General features: G+C 51.1%; 20 protein-coding genes. 6 read left to right on the top strand and 14 right to left on the bottom strand.

Annotated elements, in window-relative coordinates; genetic code table 11:
* Positions 1-14 precede the first annotated feature (14 nt).
* Together V9K92_RS21165 and V9K92_RS21160 are read right to left on the bottom strand one after the other, a co-directional pair.
* Entirely contained in the window at positions 15-2,006 is a 1,992-nt protein-coding gene (locus V9K92_RS21165) for a hypothetical protein (protein ID WP_337354878.1), read from the bottom strand.
* Between the two features lie 107 nt (positions 2,007-2,113).
* Positions 2,114-3,022 (bottom strand): hypothetical protein, encoded by a 909-nt coding sequence (locus tag V9K92_RS21160; protein ID WP_307275637.1) that lies wholly within the window; start codon positions 3,020-3,022, stop codon positions 2,114-2,116.
* A 640-nt stretch (positions 3,023-3,662) separates the two neighbouring features.
* On the opposite strand from V9K92_RS21160, the gene V9K92_RS21155 reads away from it, so the two are divergent.
* Together V9K92_RS21155 and V9K92_RS21150 are read left to right on the top strand one after the other, a co-directional pair.
* Positions 3,663-4,478 carry a response regulator transcription factor gene (locus V9K92_RS21155; RefSeq protein ID WP_115053342.1) on the top strand — a complete coding sequence of 272 codons (816 nt, stop codon included), beginning with the start codon at positions 3,663-3,665 and terminating at the stop codon, positions 4,476-4,478.
* Positions 4,479-4,483: 5 nt separating this feature from the next.
* The gene (locus V9K92_RS21150; protein ID WP_115053341.1) at positions 4,484-4,966 is read left to right on the top strand and encodes a hypothetical protein; all 483 of its coding nucleotides are present in this window, start codon (positions 4,484-4,486) and stop codon (positions 4,964-4,966) included.
* A 34-nt stretch (positions 4,967-5,000) separates the two neighbouring features.
* On the opposite strand, the gene V9K92_RS21145 is transcribed toward V9K92_RS21150, so the two are convergent.
* From V9K92_RS21145 to V9K92_RS21135, 3 genes are read right to left on the bottom strand one after another with little or no spacing between them, the layout of a single operon-like run.
* Positions 5,001-6,101: a hypothetical protein gene (locus V9K92_RS21145; protein WP_337354877.1), complete on the bottom strand. Its 1,101-nt coding sequence runs from the start codon at positions 6,099-6,101 to the stop codon at positions 5,001-5,003.
* A 19-nt stretch (positions 6,102-6,120) separates the two neighbouring features.
* The gene (locus V9K92_RS21140; RefSeq protein WP_337354876.1) at positions 6,121-6,813 is read right to left on the bottom strand and encodes a N5-glutamine methyltransferase family protein; all 693 of its coding nucleotides are present in this window, start codon (positions 6,811-6,813) and stop codon (positions 6,121-6,123) included.
* Positions 6,813-8,276, bottom strand: coding sequence for an oligosaccharide flippase family protein (locus V9K92_RS21135; protein ID WP_115053339.1), 1,464 nt, complete (start codon positions 8,274-8,276; stop codon positions 6,813-6,815). The genes V9K92_RS21140 and V9K92_RS21135 overlap by 1 nt, the downstream gene beginning before the upstream one ends.
* 291 nt (positions 8,277-8,567) lie before the next feature.
* On the opposite strand from V9K92_RS21135, the gene V9K92_RS21130 reads away from it, so the two are divergent.
* The 3 genes from V9K92_RS21130 (at position 8,568) to V9K92_RS21120 (ending at position 11,574) form a co-directional block, all read left to right on the top strand.
* Complete coding sequence (locus V9K92_RS21130) at positions 8,568-10,133, top strand: glucosamine inositolphosphorylceramide transferase family protein (protein WP_337354875.1); 1,566 nt, start codon at positions 8,568-8,570, stop codon at positions 10,131-10,133.
* Positions 10,134-10,516: 383 nt separating this feature from the next.
* Positions 10,517-11,194, top strand: a complete 678-nt coding sequence (locus V9K92_RS21125) for a sugar transferase (protein ID WP_307275650.1) — start codon at positions 10,517-10,519, stop codon at positions 11,192-11,194.
* A 242-nt stretch (positions 11,195-11,436) separates the two neighbouring features.
* Complete coding sequence (locus V9K92_RS21120) at positions 11,437-11,574, top strand: hypothetical protein (protein ID WP_337354874.1); 138 nt, start codon at positions 11,437-11,439, stop codon at positions 11,572-11,574.
* A gap of 334 nt (positions 11,575-11,908) precedes the next feature.
* Here the strand turns inward: V9K92_RS21120 and V9K92_RS21115 are convergent, their stop codons facing one another.
* The 9 genes from V9K92_RS21115 to V9K92_RS21075 form a co-directional block, all read right to left on the bottom strand.
* Entirely contained in the window at positions 11,909-13,198 is a 1,290-nt protein-coding gene (locus V9K92_RS21115; RefSeq protein WP_337354873.1) for a glycosyltransferase family 4 protein, read from the bottom strand.
* A gap of 14 nt (positions 13,199-13,212) precedes the next feature.
* Entirely contained in the window at positions 13,213-14,433 is a 1,221-nt protein-coding gene (locus V9K92_RS21110; protein ID WP_337354872.1) for a glycosyltransferase, read from the bottom strand.
* A gap of 370 nt (positions 14,434-14,803) precedes the next feature.
* Positions 14,804-15,544, bottom strand: a complete 741-nt coding sequence (locus V9K92_RS21105) for a TfuA-like protein (RefSeq protein WP_336442127.1) — start codon at positions 15,542-15,544, stop codon at positions 14,804-14,806.
* Between the two features lie 9 nt (positions 15,545-15,553).
* Complete coding sequence (locus tag V9K92_RS21100) at positions 15,554-16,810, bottom strand: YcaO-like family protein (RefSeq protein ID WP_115053333.1); 1,257 nt, start codon at positions 16,808-16,810, stop codon at positions 15,554-15,556.
* Positions 16,807-17,073 (bottom strand): hypothetical protein, encoded by a 267-nt coding sequence (locus tag V9K92_RS21095; RefSeq protein WP_336442125.1) that lies wholly within the window; start codon positions 17,071-17,073, stop codon positions 16,807-16,809. Before V9K92_RS21095 ends, V9K92_RS21100 begins: the two co-directional genes overlap by 4 nt.
* Before the next feature lie 277 nt (positions 17,074-17,350).
* Positions 17,351-17,614 carry a hypothetical protein gene (locus V9K92_RS21090; RefSeq protein ID WP_336442124.1) on the bottom strand — a complete coding sequence of 88 codons (264 nt, stop codon included), beginning with the start codon at positions 17,612-17,614 and terminating at the stop codon, positions 17,351-17,353.
* Positions 17,615-17,646: 32 nt separating this feature from the next.
* Entirely contained in the window at positions 17,647-19,668 is a 2,022-nt protein-coding gene (locus V9K92_RS21085; RefSeq protein ID WP_337354871.1) for a BTAD domain-containing putative transcriptional regulator, read from the bottom strand.
* A gap of 373 nt (positions 19,669-20,041) precedes the next feature.
* Positions 20,042-20,374: a hypothetical protein gene (locus tag V9K92_RS21080; protein ID WP_337354870.1), complete on the bottom strand. Its 333-nt coding sequence runs from the start codon at positions 20,372-20,374 to the stop codon at positions 20,042-20,044.
* Positions 20,361-21,503 carry an acyltransferase family protein gene (locus tag V9K92_RS21075; RefSeq protein WP_337354869.1) on the bottom strand — a complete coding sequence of 381 codons (1,143 nt, stop codon included), beginning with the start codon at positions 21,501-21,503 and terminating at the stop codon, positions 20,361-20,363. The genes V9K92_RS21080 and V9K92_RS21075 overlap by 14 nt, the downstream gene beginning before the upstream one ends.
* 314 nt (positions 21,504-21,817) lie before the next feature.
* Here V9K92_RS21075 and V9K92_RS21070 point away from each other — a divergent pair, with 314 nt between their 5' ends.
* Positions 21,818-23,557, top strand: a complete 1,740-nt coding sequence (locus tag V9K92_RS21070) for an ABC transporter ATP-binding protein (protein ID WP_337354868.1) — start codon at positions 21,818-21,820, stop codon at positions 23,555-23,557.
* Positions 23,558-23,795: the final 238 nt, after the last annotated feature.

Here is a 23,795-nt window from a genome sequence, read left to right as displayed (position 1 = left end):
CATTCTTTTTGTTTTTAGGCGAGAGCTGTTTGCATCACATCCACCGAATGAGTCGTATCCGGCAGATGAATTGGTGTATGATCGGCGTTCGGTGACGGCGATGCGTCGTCATCCAGAAAAGCGATAATTTCGTTGGCAAGTGGCTGGCCTTGACCGCTTCCATGCCCAGGTTGCTGGGCAATGATCTCTGCTTGAATCAGGATCGAGTCCGAGTACACGCCACCACCCGCATAAGAGGTTCCATTGCCATGTCCGCCATCGACAATCGTCGCGACATTGATCAATGCGTTTGAGCCTGTGCTTATGTCCCAAACCGTATCATGGGAAGTGGCGCGCAATGCGTCTTCGTAACGAGCCACAAAATCGGAATCGCCGAGAATATTGGTCTGGCTGATATAGTTAAGGTCGTAAACATTGCCTGAGATGTACAACATCTTGAGACCGGCCATGCCTTGGAGTGCAGCATCGGAACGAAACCCATCCGGCATTTTGTAGTTGCCGTCGGCCAGACCACTCATCGCTTCTTTGTAATGATCTGGAAGTCCAGTGGCCCAGTTCGTTGTACCTGCGCTTTGAATGCTTGCCGAGTTCCACAAAAGATTGTCACTGGTTGATAATGTTCCACTATAGGCACCGGTCCCGTTTCCGGTTGTCATTGTGTCATCGTCAAAAAGAACATTCGTCTGAAAGATCAGATTGCCGCTGTAAAGATGCCCGCCAATGATGACCAGATCATAGGAATTACACAGATTGGCGAACGATGCAGTGTTCAGCATCCCATTGGAGCCGGTCGTAATCGTCGTGTAAGAACCTGTCGACGAGAGTACATGCGCGTCATTGTCTGAGAGGAAGTTATATTGTGATATCCAGTTCATCTGCATAAGGTCGCCATTCATAACGGTGACCTGCCAGTTCTGCGGAAAAACAGGAGCCTCGCCTGTTGCGGCTGGAACCTGCACATGCCCAGTGGAAGAGATAAAATCTGCGATGTTCATCGCGTTGGTGGATGGCCCGCACGACTGCTGTTGGCCAACAAATCCATTGCTGAAGCTGTCTATGTCACTATAGGCATTTGTTTGAACGATGGCATTGATGTTGTAGTAATTGCCGGCAACGGCAAAATGAGCGCCCGATGTTCCGGTATTGGTGAGGACGATTTCGTTGACCAGAATGTTGGAGCCCGCCTCTAGTGAAACCGTGCCCTCTATGTCTTTCCCATTGATAATCAGTGCCTGATGGCCTGTGGCAGACTCTGGCGTATTGGGAGTAGCCAATTGCGCGGGCTTATAATCATCCAGAACCGGGGCCTCCGAGACCGTGGTCCCGTTGACGTAAATTCCAGCGGTTGGAGATGCGACCACAGTAATACCCGATATGCCGGTTAGCAGCCCTTCCGCAACATCCATGCTGTCGCTCTGGTCGCTGAAAAACTGCGCCATGCCCGACGCGGTATCCGGCAAATCGTGGGAGAATGCGTTTGAAACAAGTAAGGCGCTAACCGACAATGTTGCCAAATCGGCATTGTCGCCCCAGTGCAAGTTTGCTGGAGAGTGATTGCCCGTAATGACAATGTCATTGTCTTCCATGTGGCTGGTCTGCTGAAGCACCATTGATGTTTCAGGAACCTCTGGCCCGATGAATGGCCCTTGTTCGAGTGATTGACCATTGCCATTGCCGGAAGAATGTATTGGAACCGCCGTATGATAGAGATTGTGCCCATATAATTGCACATCAATCGGCTCGATATTCACCCCAGGCAAAACATCATTGCTGCTCGCTGTCCAAGGCATCGGTAGATAGTTTCCATCGGGAACAAATGTACCAGGTGCCAATTGCATCTGCGGATCTGTCTGTATCGCCAATATTTCACCGTGCGATTGCGGAACATCCGGCGCGTCTTTGAATTCACGATATTCGAGGCGCATTTTTACCGCTTCAACCGACGTGCTGAAGTATCCCATGAAGTGTGCAATGGATTCTGAAATATGATCGCCAAATCCGAGCATTTTTGATGGCTCCCGCCAATTATGCTGTCCGTATTTTCATCCGGTAATTGGCCTGCGCACATTGTGCGCAGACCATTTTCCGAGCGGCAAATTGCCAGCTAACTGAATCAAACCGCGTCGGTGTCGCCGTTCGATGTATGCGTGTACGAGCCGTTGATAACGGTCGCTTCGAAGGCATTCTGCTGCAGGTTTGCACCAAGTACAATTTCCTGGGTGAACGCCGTGGATGTAAGATTGGCTGCTGCGCTCGCCGCACTTGAACCCGATACGTCGTCGCTTGCACCAATATCGCCGGAACCACCCGAACCGCCATGGCCACCGCCGAAGAAGCTGTGGTCCATGCCGCCCCAGCCACCATCATCGGTACCAATGCCATCACCTGCGCTTGCAGTACCGCCGGTCGCGGTCAAGGTGACAATGCCACTGTTGGTCTGGGTTACACCGGAGAGGGTGTCATTATCGACAAGATCAACAACTTGACTGAGCGCAAATCCCGTATCGCTGCCGCCGCCGCTAAATGCGCCATTGAGAACGTTAGAGAAGTTCACATCGTTGCCGGGATCAAAGTTGATGTTGCCGGATTCGGTGAGGAAGATGTTGTCAAAACTATTGTGATGCAAATCGAGATCGGCAAAGTCGTCATCAGTCGGCAGATAGCCGTCTAAATCGACACCAACATTTACTTTTACATCCGTGTGCGACGAATTACTGTTGGAGTTGCTGTTGGCATTGGAATTATCGCTGGAGCTCTCGTTGAAATTGCCGTTCAGATTGAGATTTTCCGAAACAGATGACTGCTCCTGACCTTGTCCTTGATCCTGCCCCTGTCCCTGCCCTTGACCCTGGCCTTGTCCCTGATCCTGGCCTTGGCCCTGATCTTGCCCCTGGCCCTGACCTTGTCCCTGCCCTTGCATCTGAAGAGCCAAGGCAGCAGCGAATGCTGAAGCATCAGCACTTGCCGACGCTGACGGGTCTATACCGGGATTCTGGTGATGATTGTTGTTGCGATTATTCATATTATTTCCTCCGGAATATCTGCGGAGAAGACAAAACCTCTATGCTCTTTAACGAGGCTACGATGTCCACGCTGGCAGATGTTAAGTTGTTACAGCAAAAGTATCCCCAAGCTCGCGATAGAATATCGCATGCTATTCAACTCAGAATACTGGCACACTGGTTTTATTTTCTTGGTTTCACTTACGCTACGCTGGAAACTCAAGACCTCACAACCGTATGACGCAAACGGGCAGACCGGAAGATAGCACTTATATTTAGCTCATTGGTGAACCGCGAAACGGGCGGCGTAACCTTATGAATCCCGCCGTTTTAGGCCGTTGATGGATTTGCAGTACAATAGATCAGTTGAACCAGCAGATAAGTTCTAAACAATATTATCGAATTCATATGCCTCAAACGGGGCCCAGGTGCTGCTTTATACCTGCGCGAATCAAGTGACGTGCAGACGAAACACCTTTTCAATTCACGTCACGACCGCGTCACGCGACGTTTATTAATCCTTGGTTAATCAGAGCAAGTAGCGGGGGCTACAGGCATCCTGATTAACGATCTTAAACAAAACTATTCAGATAAAATCCAACAATCGAAAAGAAACCTCGGAAGAAATACTTTTCCGACTAAAGGGCGCAGGGGACTATCATGAGTGGAACAATACCACGCAAACTTTCGGATCACATCAAGACTGATCCAGGGAATGGGCGATTTAAAAGTTCGATATTTATCTATGCTGAAGCGGGCGTCGTCTTTCAGGGACTGGTGCAGTCGTTGGAACGCAATTTCACCGATATAGACATTCATCTGTGCAGCTCATTTACCGAGGCCGAAGCTTATGATGACGATATTCAGCTCGTCCTCATCCACGCCGGCTTTGTTTCCAGCTTCAGTGAATCGGCATTGCGGTGCAGGAAGCGCTTTCCCAACGCCTCCATTACCATGATGGTTGACGATAATGTATCGGGACTGGATGAACTCGACAGCCTGTTCGACGGCAAGGTTATCCAAGGCTTGTTACCTTTCAATTTAAAGCTGGATATATGGCTTGCGGTCATCTGGCTGCTGCTGAATGGTGGTGAATATTATCCGCCTCACATCAGTCGCTCTTCGGATAGAGCACGGGATGACAATAGCGGACGCTCAATGGGCACTTCTCATCAGCAATCCGACGGCGTAATCCGGCCGATCAAGACATTGACCATCCGTGAACAGCAAATTTTGGAGCTGTTGTCGGAAGGTCTGCAAAACAAGATCATTGCCGACCGCCTGACGCTGTCAGAACATACTGTTAAGGTCCATGTGCATAATCTCATCCGCAAATTGCGTGTGCATAACCGTACGCAGGCCGCTGCCGTATATCGCAATACGAGGGATCAAGAGGCCTTTCAGCCCCCTTTTAGGGGGTACAAGGCGCCGATGAGCCACTATGCAGCTTCGCCAGAAATGGCTCGGGTTATGTAGTATCAATGTCGCGGCTCGACGACATTCTCATGCTGGTGGGCAAATTGAACTATACTTGGACAAACACGGAGAGTTTGTTCATTTACCTGATTGCCCACCTGCTGGATACGAACAAGGAAGCGGCAACTGTCATTTTCTTGACGCTGAATACGACACGAGCGCGCATTGATCTCATCGAGCGCCTTGCAAAAATACATTCTACAACGCCGGAAACCAAGGCAGCAGTCCTTAAGATCACAGCCCGAATGACGCGTGAGCAACGCCTGCGCAACAAGTACAACCACTGCATATATTCGTTCGATGAATCAGGCCGAACCGCATCAACTCAGCTGATGCGGATTGTCGATATGGACGAGAACCTGAAATATGGAAAAGTTGAAGCACTCGATGACGAAGAGATGTTGCGAATACAGGCAACAATTGATTCAATAATCGACGTCAACAAATCCATATGGGGTTTCATGAAGGTCAATAATATAAATATTTGACATCACTTCGGTGGAAATTCTCTCCGCTCGATTCTCAAACAAACTCGTCGCCATTCAGGCGATTCCAGCCTTCGCCCGCAAGGCCGTTAAAAAATGCATTCCCCTTTGAAAAAGCTTCCAGGACGCGCGGGTCGCCAGTATGCACCACGGTGGATGAACGCTGAAAGAACAGGCCGCGGCGTATCATCATCGCTTCCAGCAATTGCGGTTGTGAACGAGCCCGTACAGCAACGGCACCTATGGAATTGGCATAGTAAAGGAGGCTATCCAATACGGTGCTTTCCTGCCCTTTCGCGGCAATGATTTGAAGGACACGGACAGTCTCCCCGCGACCGCCGTGAAACAGATAAGCACCCAAAGGCTTGCCTGTCCGGCTCTTCACCACTCTGCTGTGCATGGTGCCGTAGGTTGATTTCGTGCTGGCCGTCGCCAGAACATCGCTCAAGGTCGACAGATCCCAATCCGGGCGTAATTCGTAGTCTTTCAGCCAGGACGCAATGAGCGGGGGCAACATATCCAGCTCAATGCTGCAATCATTCACGCCTTGGGGTTTCTCCGGTATGGAGGTTTTCATAATTGCATGAGCGAAGAGATCGAATGGCCCCGATAGCAGCTTGCCGTGCCGCAAGAACTTGAAACGACGCGACGCCGCTTCAGCAGCAAAGGCAGTGGGACGAAGAATACGCAGCCATTCCAGGCTATATCCGGGCAAAACCCTGCCACGCAGCTTGCGCCACATAATTCGCGATGTTTCGTTGGCTGTTTCGCTTAATGAAAGGTCTTGGGGTCCGGTGAGAAAAGCGCGAAGCAACCGTGCTCCGGCAAGCGGATCCTCAATATGATCCTCGACCATCAAGGGGCCGCAAATTGCCGCCTGCAGGGGAGCGTTTCCAAAAGCCATTTTCAATGGAAGCGCGCCAATGAACCCCGTCAGCACGCCATCGCCCCGGATATGGACTTGTGAGATGATCCCCGTGCTGTTTCCGGGATCGAGATAAAGCTCCGATAGATAGTCCGCTAATGATGCTGGAATTTTTGTGTTGGCTGGCTTGAACATTCGCCAAAACATCGCCGCTACCGCAGGGATATCCTGGGGCGCCAAGTTCCGAACCTCGCTGAATGCTACGCCGTCCATAGAAGGCTCCTACCGACTGCTATTTTTTTCTGGCAATCGCCACCCGGGCGATCCCTAATTCATTGTCGACAAACGATATCTCTTCATAAGCGCCCGAGCGCGATAACAAATGAGCGACCTGATGATGTTGCCCTTCTCCAAACTCGAAAGCCAAAGAGCCCCCGGGTCTCAACATATCGGCAGAGTCGCGTACCAGCCTTTGAAGGATAGAGATGCCGAAAGGTCCACCGTCAAAGGCCTCGCGTGGCTCCTCCTCCAAGAGATGCGCAAGTGTTTCGTGTAGTCGCTTTGCAGAAATGTAGGGAGGATTACACACAACCAGATCCACTTTTCCGGCTGGAGATTTATCGCCAAATGCTGCAAACAAGTCGCCCTGATAGACTTCAACACGATCCGATAGGCCCAACCGTTGTGTATTGTGCCGGGCAGCATTGACGGTCTCGTCGGTTAGGTCCGCACTCATGACTTTTGCTGATGGAACTGCACTGGCGATAGCAAGCCCAAGATTGCCCGAGCCACAGCACATATCGATAACCAGCGGCGAGGTGCTGTTTGCCACAATGCCGATTGCCGTGCGGCCCAGGAGTTCGGTCTCTTCCCGGGGGATCAGAACGCCGCCAGCAATTTCGAGTTCTATGCCAAGAAAGCTATGACGGCTCATTTCCGTGCGAGTAGCCGGCATATTATCCGTGTCTTTCGTCATCGGCTGCATCAGTAACTCTCCTCGACTTCAGACGTTGGGTTTGGTGGCACTTTCACCTTCTTCCAGGTAAAAGTGTTGCTCACTTTGAAAAAGGAAATGTAGAGCACGACGAGTACGCAAACATAGACCAAAGCCCCCGTCAGAATTTTTAGTCCGAGGTCTAGTGCGGGCGATAGAGAGAGTTGCGATACCCAGATTATGCAGGCGACCATCGCGATCAGGCTCGGCACGATGATAATGCTGCTGGCCCCGACACGCTTCCAGCTAACGCCGCCGTAATGGCTTTGCAGCCATATCGTTACGCCTGCCGTGATCGCGGCTGCCATTACCTGGCCGATAGCGACACCCATTATACCGAAGGGCACGGCTCCAAGCAGGAAGATAACGGCGACGACCATGTTGCATAGCGAGACGAGCGGTAACCGTCGCACCTGCCCCGTTAGCGACAAAAGCGGCTCGGTTAATACGCCTGGACTATACAGCATATACATCAGGGCAAGGAGAGCCGTCAGTGGAGCCGCCGGATGCCACTGATCGCCAAGCAGAAGAACGACCAGCGTCTCCGACACAAGCGCAAGGCCAATGAAAATAGGGGCAGCCAGAGCCAGCAGGAAGGGCAAAAGCACGGTCGCTTCCCGCCCCACACCTCGCTTGAGTTCCTGAAGGGTCTGATTTTCCCGGATAGAACGCCTCAGGCTAACCCAGGCTATCAACCGGCTTGGTTCATCCATCATATCGGCGAACGACGATCCCAGACGATCTGCCACCCGGTAGTAACCCACGCTCGCCGTGCCAAAGAATATTCCGATTGCGAAAGTCACCGCATAAGTATGGAAATAGGCGACCATGCGGGTCGCCAATATATAGCGGGAGAATGCTGCGAGTTCTTTTACGATGGCCCAGTGAAGCCGCAGACGCGGAACCCACCGCGTTATGAGCATCGCGCTGCAAAGATAGGTGATTTGCATGAAGAGCTTGCCCACGGCCAAGGCAAATATTCCCCATCCTGCAAGCAATCCAGCCAAGGTGATCGCCAGGCCAACGCCTTCGCCGACCATGAGCAGAATCGAGTGCATTTCGGATCTGCTTTGACGAACCAATATGCCAGCATAAACTGCGCTAAAGGTTGCAAATACCACCCAGACTGAAAAAATGACGAGAATTTCAGCCGCCAGCCGCATTTCGAAAAAACGGTCCAGTACGCCGGAAACGGCAAGGCCGATAGCCATCGCCGCCGCACCGCTGGCGAGAGCCATTGTAGCAATCTGATTGAACAGCGAGATATCCTCGCGGCAGCTCATTATAAACTCCCGCGAGCCCGCTTCGGCGACACGGGTCAGCAGTATGGCTATGGCAAGGATCAGGGTATAAACACCAAATTCAGCTGCCGACAGCATTCGCGCTGCCAGAATGAATACCAGCACTTGCGCAAGTTGGGCGCAGATACGCGAAGCCATCGCCATAAACGCCATGACGGCAGCTTTCCTGGGCGTGAGCCTCTCGGCTATTATCTGAGAACCCTGTTTCAGCGTGATGCCTCCGGCACATGCTTTGAACACCAACCTGACTGCTCAAAACGATCGCTTCATCCATACCAGATGGCCCGTTTTGTTTCAGGAATTACCCCTCTAATCAATTGGATTAGGCATTCTGGACGGATGCTCATGAAAGTGGAACATTCAATGCTAAGCCGTGCTCATCCTGAGAAATTCGCGCATTTGAACGCAATCCGAGGATCGATGAGACCAGGTTTAGGGGGCAGAATGTCTACGAGACTTCGTATTGGAATCATCACTGATTCCATGGATCGATTACAGAATTGGGAGATCAAGTTTTTAAAGGGTGTTCTTGATTGTCCTGAGTTCAATCTGAAGGCTGTTATCGAAACTGGTCCAGTGCCGGCGCATGACACGTCGTTTGTTGGAAAATTGATTGATCGGGTAGAGAGGCAGGTGTTTGTTAAACAACGGCGCTATCCCGCTCAACCTTTCGGAAATCAGCAATACAAATTACCCGAATCCATACGTGTAGGCCGCGACGGTCTGCTGGGCGTAAATATTGATGTGGCAGTGCGATTGACGGCAAAACCGCTTCCGCAGCAATGTCTCGACCAGATCGAGTTTGGCGAATGGTCTCTCGATTTCGTCGATAAAGTGGCCAGCGGCCATGACTGGACCGGGTTTTGGGAAGTGAAAGATCGCAAGGCACTGACTGTGGTTCAATTGTCAGCTCGCCTTGGCTCGGAGCCTGAGCCGCTCGTCATTTCCAGTGCCGGCTACAACACCAAATATAGCGCGGCGCTCAATGGAGCCTTTATCAAGGAGAAGTCTGTCCTGCTGCTGCTGCGCGAGTTACGCAGATTGGCAGAGACGAGGAAGTTTTCCACAAGCCCCGCCACGCTCTCCGTAGATATGCGAGCCGCACCTCAACTTAGCGATTCTATCCTTTATCTGGGACAGCTTGGCCGTAACATCATTGGAAAACTTGCAGTGCGAGCAAGATCAATTCTTGGGCTCAACTCAAGGAGCTGGGGCGTTTATATGGGGGATGGGAGTATCGAAAACTTTACCCCCGATAAGGCTACCCCTCTAAAGCTCGCCGACAGAATGTGGGCCGCCGATCCCTTCCTGTTTCGATGGCAAAACCAGGACTATGTCTTTTTCGAATGTTTCCCGGATAACAGTATGAACGCCTGGATATCTGTCGCGCGGCTGTCCGGATCAGAAGTCGAATTTCTCGGAACTTGCCTGCGTACGAGTTACCATCTTTCCTATCCATTCGTCTTCAATGACGGCCCGGACATTTACATGATTCCGGAAACCCACCAGACAGACCGGGTGGAGATATGGCGCTGCACACAATTTCCCCTGAGATGGGAGCTTCATTCAACAGCGCTTGAAGGCAAAAGCCCTGCTGACACAACTATGTTCAAGGTCAAAGGGCAATGGTGGTTGCTGACCTCCCTTTCGGATCATCACACTTTCATGGATCACTCCAGCGAACTTTATGCATTCGCCGTTGATGGACCTGACCTGAAAAGAGTTGTCCCCCACAAACGCAACCCCGTGATTATTGGAAGTGATATCGCAAGGAATGGGGGCCGCGTCCATATCATAGGTGATCGGGTTTTACGCCCGTCGCAGTGTAACTCTCATGGGATTTACGGCTACGGTCTGAATATCCAGGAAATTACCAGACTCGATTCCGAAGACTATGTCGAAGAAACCATAAAATCCGTTAGACCCGATTTCATGACTGGTATTGTTGGCTGCCACCATCTGGATACGCTCGGAACCCGGTTTGTTATAGATCTGTGCAAAACAAAATAACCTTTGCTTCAAGGTCTGGTGCTACCATCCTCTTGACATTGCAACATATTTCTCGCTGCCCGGTTAGGCCATAACGGCATTTAGCTCTAATTTTAATGATTATTACTAAGGGCATAACATATTTCTTTAAGTACTATTAATTATTGACGCAAAACATTTATACTATAGTTTAATTGTATGCAGGGAATCATAAAACAAATAAAACCATGCAACCAGACATGCAATACTGTGCTCACAGCGTATAGAATACAAATTTCGTAACTAAAAATACTGCTTTGCTTGGGCGGTTTTTTAGGACGCAATGATTTTGCCGCGATTCAAGAGGATTTCCAGCGCTACGCGTCTGGGCAGCCGAAACTATGGGAATGGTTGGGGTCAGGATTATGTCCTACATAACAGAACCGCTGATAGAACAGCGGACCGAAAAAATGCCGGCAAAGAACCGGATGTCCTACATTGTAATCAAGAGAACTCTTGACGTTATACTGGCCACCGCCGCGCTAATATTTCTCTTTCCGGTCTTAGTCTGCATCATAGGTACTTTGGCAGCAACTGACGGCTTTCCTATCGTATATAGGCAACGCAGAATCGGCCTGAACGGCAAAGAGTTCACTTGTTTCAAGTTCCGCTCCATGGCGAAAGATGCCGATGCGCGTCTGGTTACGCTTCTGGCGCACTGTCCGGAATCCTTGCGTGAATGGACGGAAACACAAAAGCTCAAAACTGATCCGAGAATCCATCGGGTCGGTCGCATTTTGCGGATTTCAAGCCTGGACGAACTTCCCCAACTCATAAATGTACTGCGTGGGGAAATGAGTATTGTCGGGCCACGTCCCATCGTCATGGATGAGATCGGCCGCTACGGCGATTCCTATCGGTATTACATCGCGATGAAGCCGGGCATAACGGGTCTGTGGCAGGTCAGCGGCCGCAGTGATACCGGGTATGATACGCGGGTAAAGCTGGACACAGACTACTTCAAGTCGCGCTCTATCTGGGTAGACCTGAAAATCATGGTTCGCACGGCGTCGGTGGTGCTATTTGCGAAAGGCAGCTGCTGAATATTGAAACTTGCTCCAGGAAAAGCTGAAACGGGCTTTCCATCGGGAATTGCGTAGCAACAGAGAGTTAGGGCAATGCACTTCAAACGGCTCTGACGAACATAGTGATCGGTGTGATACGGATGCAACTCTTATCTGGGTTACTCATGCCCCATCTTCTTCAAACGTTTTGTCCTTCCAAAACGGTCCATACGCGGATCGCTAACGCATTGTGGGTCGAGTATGGCGGAGCACCATGGGACATGCCTCCTGATTGGGAGCCGGACAGACAATGGGCATCCACGCTGGAATTGAATCTCATTCCCAATCTCGGACCAATGTCTGTAGCTATTTTGCGGGAGTGGCTTGCGGCAGGTGATGATGAGTTAAACGAGCGATAAATCGCTTTAAGTCATCCGCCAAATGACGAGCCAGAAAACCACGCAAAGAAAGAATGCAGCCCAACGAATAAGATACTTCTCCTCAACGAGGTCAAAGAATGACTTCGAGGGTCGTTGGGTTGTGGTCTCAAGATTTTCAGAAGTATTTTTCATCTATCTCTTAACGATGCATTTTTACACTGAGGTCAATTCTAACCTTGAATTTGGACCAAAGATAGCCCGGCAGATTTAGACCTCTCCTAAATCAATTACAACTTTAACCAAAAAGTATGAATAAATGGATAGCGCGCCTAACCCCGAACAATCGAAGTAGACGTCCTTAAAGGCTTGATGGTCAGATCGCTTGGTAAGAAGGGTGCATTCCGGCGGAGGAATCAAGCGCCGGTGCAGTGTCCGGCAATTTTTCACCGGCCAGACATTCGCCATAAAGGGCGATCAGTTCATTACACCAACTTTGCGGCGTATTGGCCAAGCCTGGAGAAAGAGCAAATGCGGTCTTGCTCATGTGCTGAACCCGGTCATCGCTGTCGAGTTCTGCAAAGGCTGCTGCCAGGCTTTCAGCGTCAGACGCTTCGGCAACTATGCCGCATCCGAGCTCCTGCGCTTCATTGGCGATGAATGCAGACTTGAAGGCTACGATTGGAATTCCGCTTTGGAGGCTTTCATGAGCAACCAGGCCAAAGGGTTCGGGAAGTCTGCTCGGCATAACCACAAACCGCGCTTCCTGTAAAAGGGCACTGATCTCGTCATGAGTTTTCCAGCCCTCGCAAATAACCTCCGGATAGCGCTGGAGCAACTCCTCGCGAAATGCTCCATCTCCAATAACGCGCAGCCGCCGTCCCACCGTTCGCGCGGCTTCAGCAGCAATATCGACGCCCTTTTCAAACTCGAGCCGCCCTATAAAGAATATGTCACTATTCTCTTCGGCAGGGATGCGCCTTTTCGCAAATGGCTTGACCGGATTAAGCACCGTTCTGATGCGCGATGAGGGAATTCCCCCTCTTTCGAGCCATGGATTCATCATTGGATGAATGGACGCAATCGTGCAGTTGGATTTGGACATGTCCAGAAGCCGTGTGCGCAACCACGACCGCGCAAAACGCCACAGCTTGTCGGCATAGCGTCGCTTGTCGCAGTTTGAAGCCAGACATTGTCCGCTTAGCGGTGTTAGGGAACACACGCTATTTGTCTTGAAATTGGCATAGCTCCCGTTGGGACACACCAAAGTAAAATCGTGCGCCGATATTATCAGGCGGCTATAGACCGGCTTAAGCGCTGAAAATATCGAGGGTGAGAGTATCTGGGCCCATGCATGGACATGATAGACCGTGCCAGGCGTGTCATTTTGCGCAATGTAACGCGTGATCGCCTCATAAGCGGCCTTGTTATAGGCGCCATCCATGATCCGCCTGTGAACCGGCAATTTCAGCAGCGGCTGGCTTCCCAACCCGTCAATTTCCACATTATGATTGCCCTGCAATGGAAAGCCGGTGCCAGTATCGCCTGTCAGAAAAGTAACGGGTATTCCGGCCTCATGCAGCAGGCGTGCTGACAGCAGAGCCAAAGCCGCCGCGCCGCCGCTGGCCACAGCTTCATCATTGATGATCACGACGCGTTCCAACATAGCTGCGATATCCTTCAGCTTGGCCGCAGCGAATTTGTGCTGGTCTGTGCCGGAGCCTTCAGGGCAAGGACAAGAGCGCCCGAGCGCCCTCTCGCGTCGGATGTTCCTTGTGTCTGCGAAATCATGTCCATGGTTTGTTGCGCATTCCGGTGCTCAAATTCCTTGCGAATGAGCTGGCTCATTTTATCCTTGAATGTTTCCTTGCTGAAACGCAGCGAATGCGCGCGAATTCGGGCAGGCACGAAGCTCTTTTCCACCAGCTCGAACTGCTCGACACAATCAATCAATGCTTCCACGGATTGTTCTGAAAACAGCATGCCTGACAGGCCATTGACCACGGTGTCAACCGCCCCGCCTTTGCCATAGGCGAGAACCGGGCGGCCGCTTGCCATTACTTCAACCGGCACGATACCAAAATCTTCTTCGCCAGGAAAAATCAGAGCCTTGCACCGTGCCATATGGCTCTTCAATGATGCGAATGGCTGGTGATTCAGGAATGTCACCGTTGGCCCCGCCTTGCTCTTTAGGCTGGCCATCTCTTCGCCTGTCCCAATCACGACAAGCTTCTTGTTCATTCTGGTGAATGCTTCAACCGCAAGATCAACGCGCTTGTAGCCTACCAATTGCCCGGCACAAAGGTAGAAGTCATCCACCGTTTCGGATATTGCAAATTCACTCACTGAGACGGGCGGATGTATAACAACCGCGTCCCGCCGGTAATATCTCTGCACGCGATTGGCTATGTGGCGTGAATTTGCGACAAAGCAATCAACGCGTGCGCTGGTCGAAACATCCCACTGCCGCAACCAGGATGCTATTACCGGCATGAACAATCGTTTCACGAAGCCCGCGCTGGCATGATAGAAAAAATAATGATCCCAGATGTAGCGCATCGGCGAGTGGCAATAGCAAATATGCAGCGCATCGGGCTTGGGGATAATCCCCTTTGCCGGCCCGGATTCGCTTGAGATGATCAAATCATAGCTGGTCAGATCCATGCTTTCCAATGCCAGCGGCATTAGAGGCAGCAACATCTGATAATGTTTCTTTGAACCCGGTATTTTTTGCAGGAAGGACGTTGTGATTTTGTGGTTTTTCAACCGGCCCTTGATCGCGTCGGGATCATAGACCAGCGTGAAAATATCTGCCTCGGGGTAAAGCTCACTCAGTGCTTCGAGGACTTTTTCGCCACCGCGCATCGATAAAAGCCAATAATGAACGATAGCTACTTTCACAATACTGCCCCTCGTCCATGACATGGCGTACGCGCACGAGAGCGCGCGCGTCATGCCCGGATCTTGATTATTGGGTTGGATTCTTCAGGACGGATAAGAACAGTGCTACGCCGAAATTCTACATTCAATTCACTTTAGAATTCCGGCGTAGGTCCCCCACTGACTGCCCGCTTGCTCCCACACACGCTTGATTTTTTTGATCTTGTTTTTCATGCGTTTAAAACTTGCGACCACACATATGAAGCTAAATCTCTGCCCGTTACGCAAGCGTGACTCAAAGGGCTTTTTCCGGAAATTTTTACAAAATCTGCGCTAACCAATAAGATTGTACTGAATTCGGTTAGGCCCGAAACTTAAGGAGTAGAGAAAACTAGACCTTCAGTTTGAGCCACTGGCTGGTTTCATTGAAGGTCCAATCTTGAAAATGATCGTCAGGCGCGCCCATTTCCTTCGGCTGGCGTTGCTCCAGCATGGTTTCCAGCAACAATGTGGCGTCAAGTCGCTTGATGTTGCAGATATGCGGTCTTATGCGGGCTTCACCATCGGCAATTTCGGTTGAAATCTTGTCAAAAACCCGTCGCCAGCTGCGCTCCTTGAAGAATATCGCATTCGCTGCTGAGCGAATATAATACATTTCATCCGGATTGATGGCTCCGGCGGCTTTGGCCCTTTCCAAAGTGGCATCAATAGTGACCATTGCCTCGCTGAATGCGATATAGCCAAACTCGGCTGGCGCATGAACCTGCGCAACAGCCGCATCGTCTTCCAGCCCGCCAAAAGCATAACGCTCGAACACTTCCCCAATGCCGATCATGCCGAATGGATAGCATTCGGCGGCACGCAAAGCGCCCATGCTGGCAGCGCCGTAAATCACTGCGCCTTTTGACAAGGCATAGAGAATTTCCTTGTGCCAGACGGCTGCAACGTCCTCAAAGCGTCCATCGACAAGCCCGATCGTGCGAAATCCCTGATCCACGGCATGGGTAATGTCACCGCATTTGGCCGGCCCACGGCAAGTCAATTCATGATCCGGCAGCAGCACATCCTCTCCGCTGCGCAACGGCACGAACTTGGTTCCCGAAAGACTCGGGCCTGCAAAAAGAATCTTCATGGCGTTGCTTTACTGGCGGAGCATTGCATTGAGAGCCCTCCCGCCGAAGCGATGTTTGCGAATACCTGCCGGGCTTTCCAACTCATTGACCAGCACCCGGCAGACGGAAAATCCATATTCTTCTCCGCCAAGCGGAACAGCAACCACGCTTCTAATGCCGCGCTGGCGAAGTGGGTTGAGATAGGTTTCCAGACTTGCCCGCGCGACCGGCGATGGGTCTTCGAAATGGAAATCACTTCCAGGTTGCGCGTGGATATAGACGGCAAGGTCCGGCGCAAGCCGCTGCGCATATTCCGATGGATCGAAATCGTCCCGGGCACCCGAAATATTGGTGATACGGGTCTGCGCCGCCTCGGTGATCGCGCGCATGGCGGCTACGCGCGGAGAAAGATGGCAGCCATATCCCGCTGCGAGATCGAAATGCAGATAGCTGCCGTGCTGTGTTGCCGGACTGATGGTCGCCATGAAAACCGGCAGCGCGATATCCGAGCTCGTATCGAAGAGCCTCAGCACAAAACCTGCACTGGCAATGCGTTCGGCTAGCCAATCAATATTGCTGTCGGAGAACACGCGCGGATCGACGCATCGCGCCTGGACACCAGCGTCACGCTGAAACCGCCATAGCTCCGTTGCATCACGCTCCACCCGTTCGCAAAGTCCATGGATAACCGCTTCCAGCAGGCAGTTTCCGGACGCCAGCCCATCGGTGGATTGGCTATAGTGCCAGTTCTGCCGCTGCGACGTGAAGTCAAGCGAGACGACCTCGCGCGGCACGTAGACCGGGAGTTGCTTGAGGAGATCAAAGCCTTCCAACCATTCGATCGGCTCGTCATTTCCGGGCTCATCAGCACCGCGCATGAGAAGCATGCGCCCGTCAAAAACAATGTGTCCGCTGTCTTGCAGGGCAGCTTTCGTTGCTGTGATTGACGTGGCGGGAATGTCTTCGGCAATAGCGATTTCTGCGGCTTCCATAACAGCGGAAGCACGCGCATGTGGTGCCGTGATACCTTTGCCTTGGCTGACCGCCAATGTACGGCTATTTGGGCGTACCGCCATCCACACCGGAATACCGATGCGGTCGAGGCCGGTCACTTCCGCCATTCGAACAATGCCCAGCTGCGAGAAATGTGGACGCAGCCGGCTCACGGTCACATCCGCATCATGCAATCTGGTGGAAGACGGATCATTATTGCTTGCGGCGGAGCGAAGCTTGGCTTCATCCGCCGCAAGCCTTTCATAAACCGAAATCCCGGCCCGTGACTTCATAAGAAACTCCTTCTGATAGTCACGGGCAGATCGGCGACTATTTTATCAGACTGGTACGGCCGTGCTTTTCTCTGGACCAAAAGAAAATGCTCGATCTGACAAATCGCTTCTACTATCAAACGAGAAAGCACGATCAGACGGATCGCTTCTCCCATCAAACGAGAAGGCACGATCCGATGGATCACCTCTCCCGTCAAACGAGAATGCTCGATCAGATGGATTACTTCTCCCGTCGAACGAAAAAGCTCTGTCTGACGGATCACTTCGAGTTTCGAGAGACACATTCTCATTGCCCGCCATGTCGCTGATACTCGAAAGAAATTCATGCCCAGCGGATCCGAGTGATCGAAGAATATCCCGATCAAGACATTCAACGCTGTGTGTGTCAGCGTTTACAAGCCATAATTTATCAACTTCCGGTTGATCTACAATGTAAAACCTTGCCATGCGATTAGCCTTTCTAAGAAGGAGAGCCCACATGGCAAGCGTATGACGATTCTTTAATAGATCAAGAAGAAGATTTGCTTAATACCCGTCTACTTACTTTTCATGAGACGTCGGATCAACAATGAATGATTGAGAAATAGCTTCAGATCGACTGTTCGTCGCGATCGCGATACTTATCCCTTTTAAAGTAGTAATGCCGCTCGCCCTTGCCTTATCAAGGATTTCAACAAAACCCGCATCAGCCGCTTGTGACTTGGCAAGAGTGATATCTGTCAGTGGCTCCACCGAACGGTTGTCCAAATCAACCAACCAAAGCTCCTTGGCATCCGTTTCCCCAATAATGAAGTATTTCGCCATCAACATTTACCCCGTTTGCATTGTTTGTCTAACTATTGAAAACCCGCCTCGCGCAGCGCATTTTCATATCTTTGACGCTGTTCCGGCAAGCGCACTCCAAGGCCTTTAATCCAATCATCTATCCGAAATGTTGGATTATCTTCCATCGCTTGCTTTTTATATTCGCCGGCTTTTTCTTTTTCGCCCTGCATTGCATAGCAAGCTGCCAGCAATCTGGCCGCAGCTCGCGGGTTCTGCATCTGCTCGAGAGTATCTACAGCCTCCGAATGGCGCCCCATATTGTGGAGTGCCCCACCCCCTACCCAATAATAATAATCAGGCGCGAGGGGATTATGGGCGATTGCCTGCTGGATTTTCTCCAATGCCTGATCGAGCCAACCATAATGCGTTAAAGCATCCGCATAATCGGCCAGCAAATCCGCATGCTGCGGGTTGATCGCCTCGCCTTGGTCGAAATATTCGAGACTGTCGTCGAATTTGCCCAGATACATACTGATTGTGCCAAGTTCCCGCAGAGGCCGCTCATCGTCTGGGTCATTGGGGGTAGCGCGCTTGGCGATTTTTTCCCCTTCAAGCAAAATATCTTTTTCACTGCGCGCCAGCATCAGCCATTCCTTTTGCATGGTTCTTGCTATCCCGCTAAGCGCAGGAACAAAGTCAGGCGACGCTATCAGGGCATTCTTGAAAGATTGCCGAGCATGGCGCAGCGTGGACAGGTCGAATTTATCGATGTCGCGCTTGGCCATGAGGTACCAATAATAGGCATTTGGATCCTGATCGAGCTTGTTGTAGCGGTCAAGTTCCGACTTCTCGATTGTCGATACAACAGAAAGAATGATGCGGATGGAAAGCTGCCGGTATTGCTGTTCCGGCAGGACATAATCAAACTTTGTTTTCTCCGCCCAGACGATCTCCTGCGTTTCGGTGTCAATGAGTTTCACTGAAAGGAAGCAAAACCCGTCGCGGCGCACAATCTTGCTGTCAACTGCGTAACTGACTCCGAATTGCGTCTTGAGACCGTCAAAACTGTCAATCGGGGATTCTGTTACCACGCGCTTGGACGTATAGGGCGCGACAACTGAAAGCGTGCGCAAACGGCATAGGCCGATCGTGATATCATCTACCAGCGATGCGGCAAGCTGCTCCATCGGGTCGGATGCATTATGCGGCAAATAGAGAACCATAACCCGCGGCAGGCCCGCTTGTTTGGCCTGTTGCAGCTGAGATACGGCGCGGATCGCGTGCGGTGTCTGTATTTCGGTCCGGATTGCAACAGGTTGTGCTGACTGCGTGATAATGAGCCCTCTTGTCGTTGCCGGGGAAAGTTTCGGCAGCAATTGCTGATAGAGCTCAATCGTTTGCTCTTCCGGCTCGACATCAAGATCATCGCGGAGCTTTTTCGTGCATTCCCGGAATGTCCGCTCCACCTTGGCAATCAGCCCAAGCTGCGATGCTGTTTGCATCAATGCGCGATAACCAACCTCCTGATAGGGGTCAATTTCGATCAGCTTACGGGCGCATTGCCGCTTTTCATCGATACTTACGCCTATGGGCTGATCAATCATCAAAAGCAGCATCGCGGTCAGATCATCGCGAATCTTTACCCGCTTGACGTCCAGCCATTCATCAAAATCAGAAGCTTGCGGCTCGTTCTGCGCCAGAAGATCGCCGGCATAAAGCTCGATCATCGGCAGCAAGGACTCAATATCGCCCTTCTGCATTAGCTCCATATACTCAAGAAGATCGATCCGCAGAAGATCGGCCCGCACCTGCGACAGGTTCAGGTAAACATAAGTAGCATCGCCCTGTATAAGACTTAAGCCATATTGCTCTTGAAATTTGCGGATACGCGCCAGACTTTGCCGCAGATTCATGGAAGCGTGGGATTGGTCCGTCTCGGACCAAAGAACTTGTGACAGCTTGCCACGAGAAACGGAATGGTTGGGGTTTTCCAGCAGAAGGTAAACAATAATGCGAAGAAAATTGGCAGGGACACGGGGAACAAGTTGTCCGCCCAGACTTACAGTTGCCTCTCCAAAAACTGCAATCTTCATTCCGAATAAGCCCCGGATTTATCTAACTGTTTTCTTCCCGATATACGATCTGCATAGGCTATCAGTCACAATTTTAACCAAGTCCACCCCATATCTATAGATAGATATAAAGGTAAAACTATAATAAATTTGTATTAATACTGCCTCTGAAATACTTGCAAAGAGACCGACAGTACGGAATGTCCGTTCCGGGTTCGTTTTTCATAAGATAAATTCGTTTTAAGTCTCGACTATCCGCAAAATAATGACATTGTGCAAGAGGGTTGATGGATTTTTGAAAGAAAAGTCAAAGAATCTGCCAAACTATTGCTACATAGACACAAGTGCCTAAAAGTTAGTGTCTTCTCTGCCAAGCAGATAGTTATTTGCGTTACTATAATTCGTCGTGAAAAGATGAGGTTTTTCCCAAAATGCCTTCAACAAAAGTCAACTGGCTTTCAAGAAACGCAACCCGCTTTTCATAGGCTTTCATAACGCTCGTCAGATTTTCCAGGCGACCCTCATAGGATTCCGGTTCGGCAATATCTGTCATTGCTTCAAGCGTCAGTGCCGCATCCGCAGATGCTTCGGCAAAACGCTTGTTGAGGCCGAGCTTCTCCAGTTCCAATTCATTTCGGACAGCCGTCAGCGTCGTAATAATGCGTTTGAATCGGGCTGTATCACTCTCGCGATCCCGCTCCGGATCTCTGACGTTAAAGCCGAACATCGATCTGCCCTCCGTCTGGTTGAGTTGCTCCGCTTACAGGTTCCGGTGTCGGGAAGGGTTTGTAGAATTTGCCATCGCCCTTGCGCGTCAAAGATGTGAGCATTCTTCGCATGGGTTCATCATAAAGACGCAAGGCCATCCAGGAAAAAGCCAGGATCATGACGAAGCTCATGCTGGCGATAATGTGCGTATTCCAGCCTGAAAGCAATGATTGGCTAAGACCTGACATCATCAAGACAATAGGAAAATGCAAAACATAAATTGGATAGGACAAACTGCCGAGCAGGGAGCCGAAACGCATGGTGTTTGTTTGCCCGGTGCCTCCAATGACGATGGCAGGCAGACACAGGCTGATAAAAACCAAGTCCAGCCAAGGGAAATTTCGCTCTGATACGGCAACTGGAATTGCAAGCACAAAAACCAGTGCTGCCGAAAGGGTAAACATGCTCCAATGCCGCGCATTTGCACTCAGGCGGTGCTGCTCACGATATATGACCACACCCAAGGGAAAGCCGAAACATACCCGGGCCAGACCGCCCCAGAAGGTTGCGGTGTCATATCCAATATTGAGCGTGTGATATCGGTTCACAAAAACCGCAAGAAAAACCAGACTGACCACGATGATCAGGATCAGGGTGCTGGTGCGGAGCCAAATGCCACAGACCGCCCATAATAGATTGATAAGCAACTCGAAAAAAAGCGACCAGAGCGGACCATTTCCGGGGAAAAGATCGTGAGATGTTGCTGTTGCACTGAGGAAAGACGGAACCATTGCAAGATTGAGCATTCCGGACGCCAGCAGGACCTCCAGAGATTCAACTTTTCCGGGAAAAAACAGCCATTTCAGCAAAAGGACCACCAGGCCCATGCCAGCACCAAGCAGCGCCAGCGGATAGAGTCTGATCATGCGTTTTATGATGAATGACCTAAGTGACAAATGAGTCCGGAGGTCTCTTTCATAGGCGTGGGCAACAACAAACCCGCTGAGCACAAAAAAGAAATCCACGGCAAGATAGCCTCTCGGTACGATAGCCGGAATCATGCCGAATTGCGACAGATGGAAGCCAACGACAAGGAGGGCAGCAACGCCTCTCAGTCCATCAAGCATGTCGTATCGTTGGACGTTCATCGGTTTCCCCAAGCCCCCTCCGTCCGGCCTTTTGGTGGCACTGGGAAGGCCGGGCGGTGCTGCACTTAAATTATAGGCCTGACGGCATATCGCTGTCGTGTCAGCAATTTGAACTAGTGGTCTAAGCAAAGCTTTCCGACCTATCCGCACCATTTCCGTTCAAGTCGCGGCAGTTCTGTTCAAGCGCTTGTAAAAGCCGACCATTATTATCGCTGTATTCGTCGATTCTATTGGGCAAAAGGCAAACATGTGCTAACTCCTGCCCGTGCCTTTCCAGGCACAATCGCTTCTCCCACAGTGCTCGCGCGTATAAAATGATCAAACGTTTCTTTGCCTATTATGCCCCTTACAAGGGACTGTTTGCGCTGGATTTTTCCTGCGCAATCATATCGGGTTTGCTGGAACTCGGCTTTCCCATGGCCGTGCGCAGCTTCATTGATGTTTTGCTGCCCAGCCAGAACTGGACACTTATCCTTCTGGCGTCTTTCGGTCTGCTGGCGGTCTATCTGTTTAACACGGGCCTGAACGCGGTCGTCGTTTATTGGGGGCACAAGCTCGGCATCAATATTGAAACCGAAATGCGCCGCAAAAGCTTTGACCATCTGCAAAAACTGTCCTTCCGCTTTTACGACAATCACAAGACTGGTCATCTCGTCGGGCGCGTAACCAAGGATCTAGAGGAAATCGGCGAAGTCGCCCATCATGGTCCTGAGGACCTCTTCATTGCGATCATGACCTTCATCGGTGCTTTCTGGCTGATGGTCTATGTCAATCCTATATTGGCAGTTCTGACACTGATCGTGGTGCCCATCGTTGTTTGGGGCGCTGGTCAATATGGTGGCCGCATGACCAGGAACTGGCAAAATCTCTATAGCCGCGTCGGTGATTTCAACGTGCGTATCGAAGAGAATGTCGGTGGTATGCGCGTCGTTCAGGCATTCGCCAATGAAGAGCATGAACGCTCTCTTTTCGCCCGCGACAATGCACGCTATCGCGAGACCAAGCTTGCCGCTTATTGGATTATGGCTGCAAGCACGTCACTGAACTATATGAGCATGCGGCTGATACAGGTCATTGTCATGATCGCCGGAAGCTACCTTGTCATCACCGGGCAGATGACAAATGGTGGTTTTGTCAGCTTTCTCCTGCTGGTTGCTGTTTTTGTGCGCCCGATCGAAAAGATAAACTCGGTCATTGAGTCCTATCCCAAGGGTATTGCAGGGTTCCGCCGCTACACGGAGCTTCTCGATACGGAGCCGGACATAGCCGACCGCGTCAATGCCCTGACCGTTTCCAATCTGAAGGGCAATATCGCTTATAAAAACGTAACGTTCCGATATTCACCGGAGCGCGATGCGCTGCATGAGATTGACCTGACTATCAAGGCCGGTGAAACGGTCGCGTTTGTTGGCTCATCAGGTGCCGGAAAAACCACGCTTTGCTCGCTGCTGCCGCGCTTTTATGAAGTAAACTCCGGTAGCATAACGATTGACGGCATCGATATTCGCGACATGACATTGGCCTCGCTGCGTAGCCAGATCGGCGTCGTTCAGCAGGATGTGTTTCTGTTCGGCGGGACCATACGGGAGAACATTGCCTATGGCCGTCTCAACGCAACAGACGAACAAATTGCTGAAGCTGCCCGGCGTGCCCGGCTTGATGAGATGATTGCATTGCTTCCAGCGGGCTATGAAACGATTGTCGGCGAACGCGGAGTCAAGCTTTCCGGCGGGCAAAAACAGAGGCTTGCCATTGCGCGAATGTTCCTGAAAAACCCGCCAATTCTGATTTTGGACGAAGCGACATCGGCTCTGGACACCAAGACCGAGCGGGAAATCCAGCTATCTCTAGCCGAGCTTGCGCAGGGACGCACCACGCTGGTTATCGCCCACCGACTTGCCACGATCCGCAATGCCGATCGTATCGTTGTGGTAGAAAATGCTCGTATCCTTGAACAGGGAACACACACGCAACTGCTCAAGTCAGACCGGTTTTACCGGCGGCTTCATGATGCCCAGTTTGGCGAGAATAATTTATCTACCGCGGCAAGCTGAATTGCCGATCACTGCTGATATGAAATTGGTGCTATTCTGGTGCGGTGCTTTGAATCGTATTTTGCAGCTAACGGAACCAGTGAGAGCGCTGCAATAAGCCCGATAATCAAGCAGATTCCATAATTCATTCTAAACTTCATATCTCAGTCCACGTTGAAACAGTGCGGACATTTTCCTTCTAAAAGCTGACACGGACCTGAACCCTCATATTCCCGTCCTTAGCCGGGGAATGTTCCAT

The sequence above is a fragment of the Phyllobacterium sp. CCNWLW109 genome, from assembly GCF_037203905.1.
Lineage (GTDB): Bacteria > Pseudomonadota > Alphaproteobacteria > Rhizobiales > Rhizobiaceae > Phyllobacterium > Phyllobacterium ifriqiyense.
Note: the sequence above shows the minus strand (reverse complement) of the source record. Positions and strands in the feature narration are given on the sequence as shown.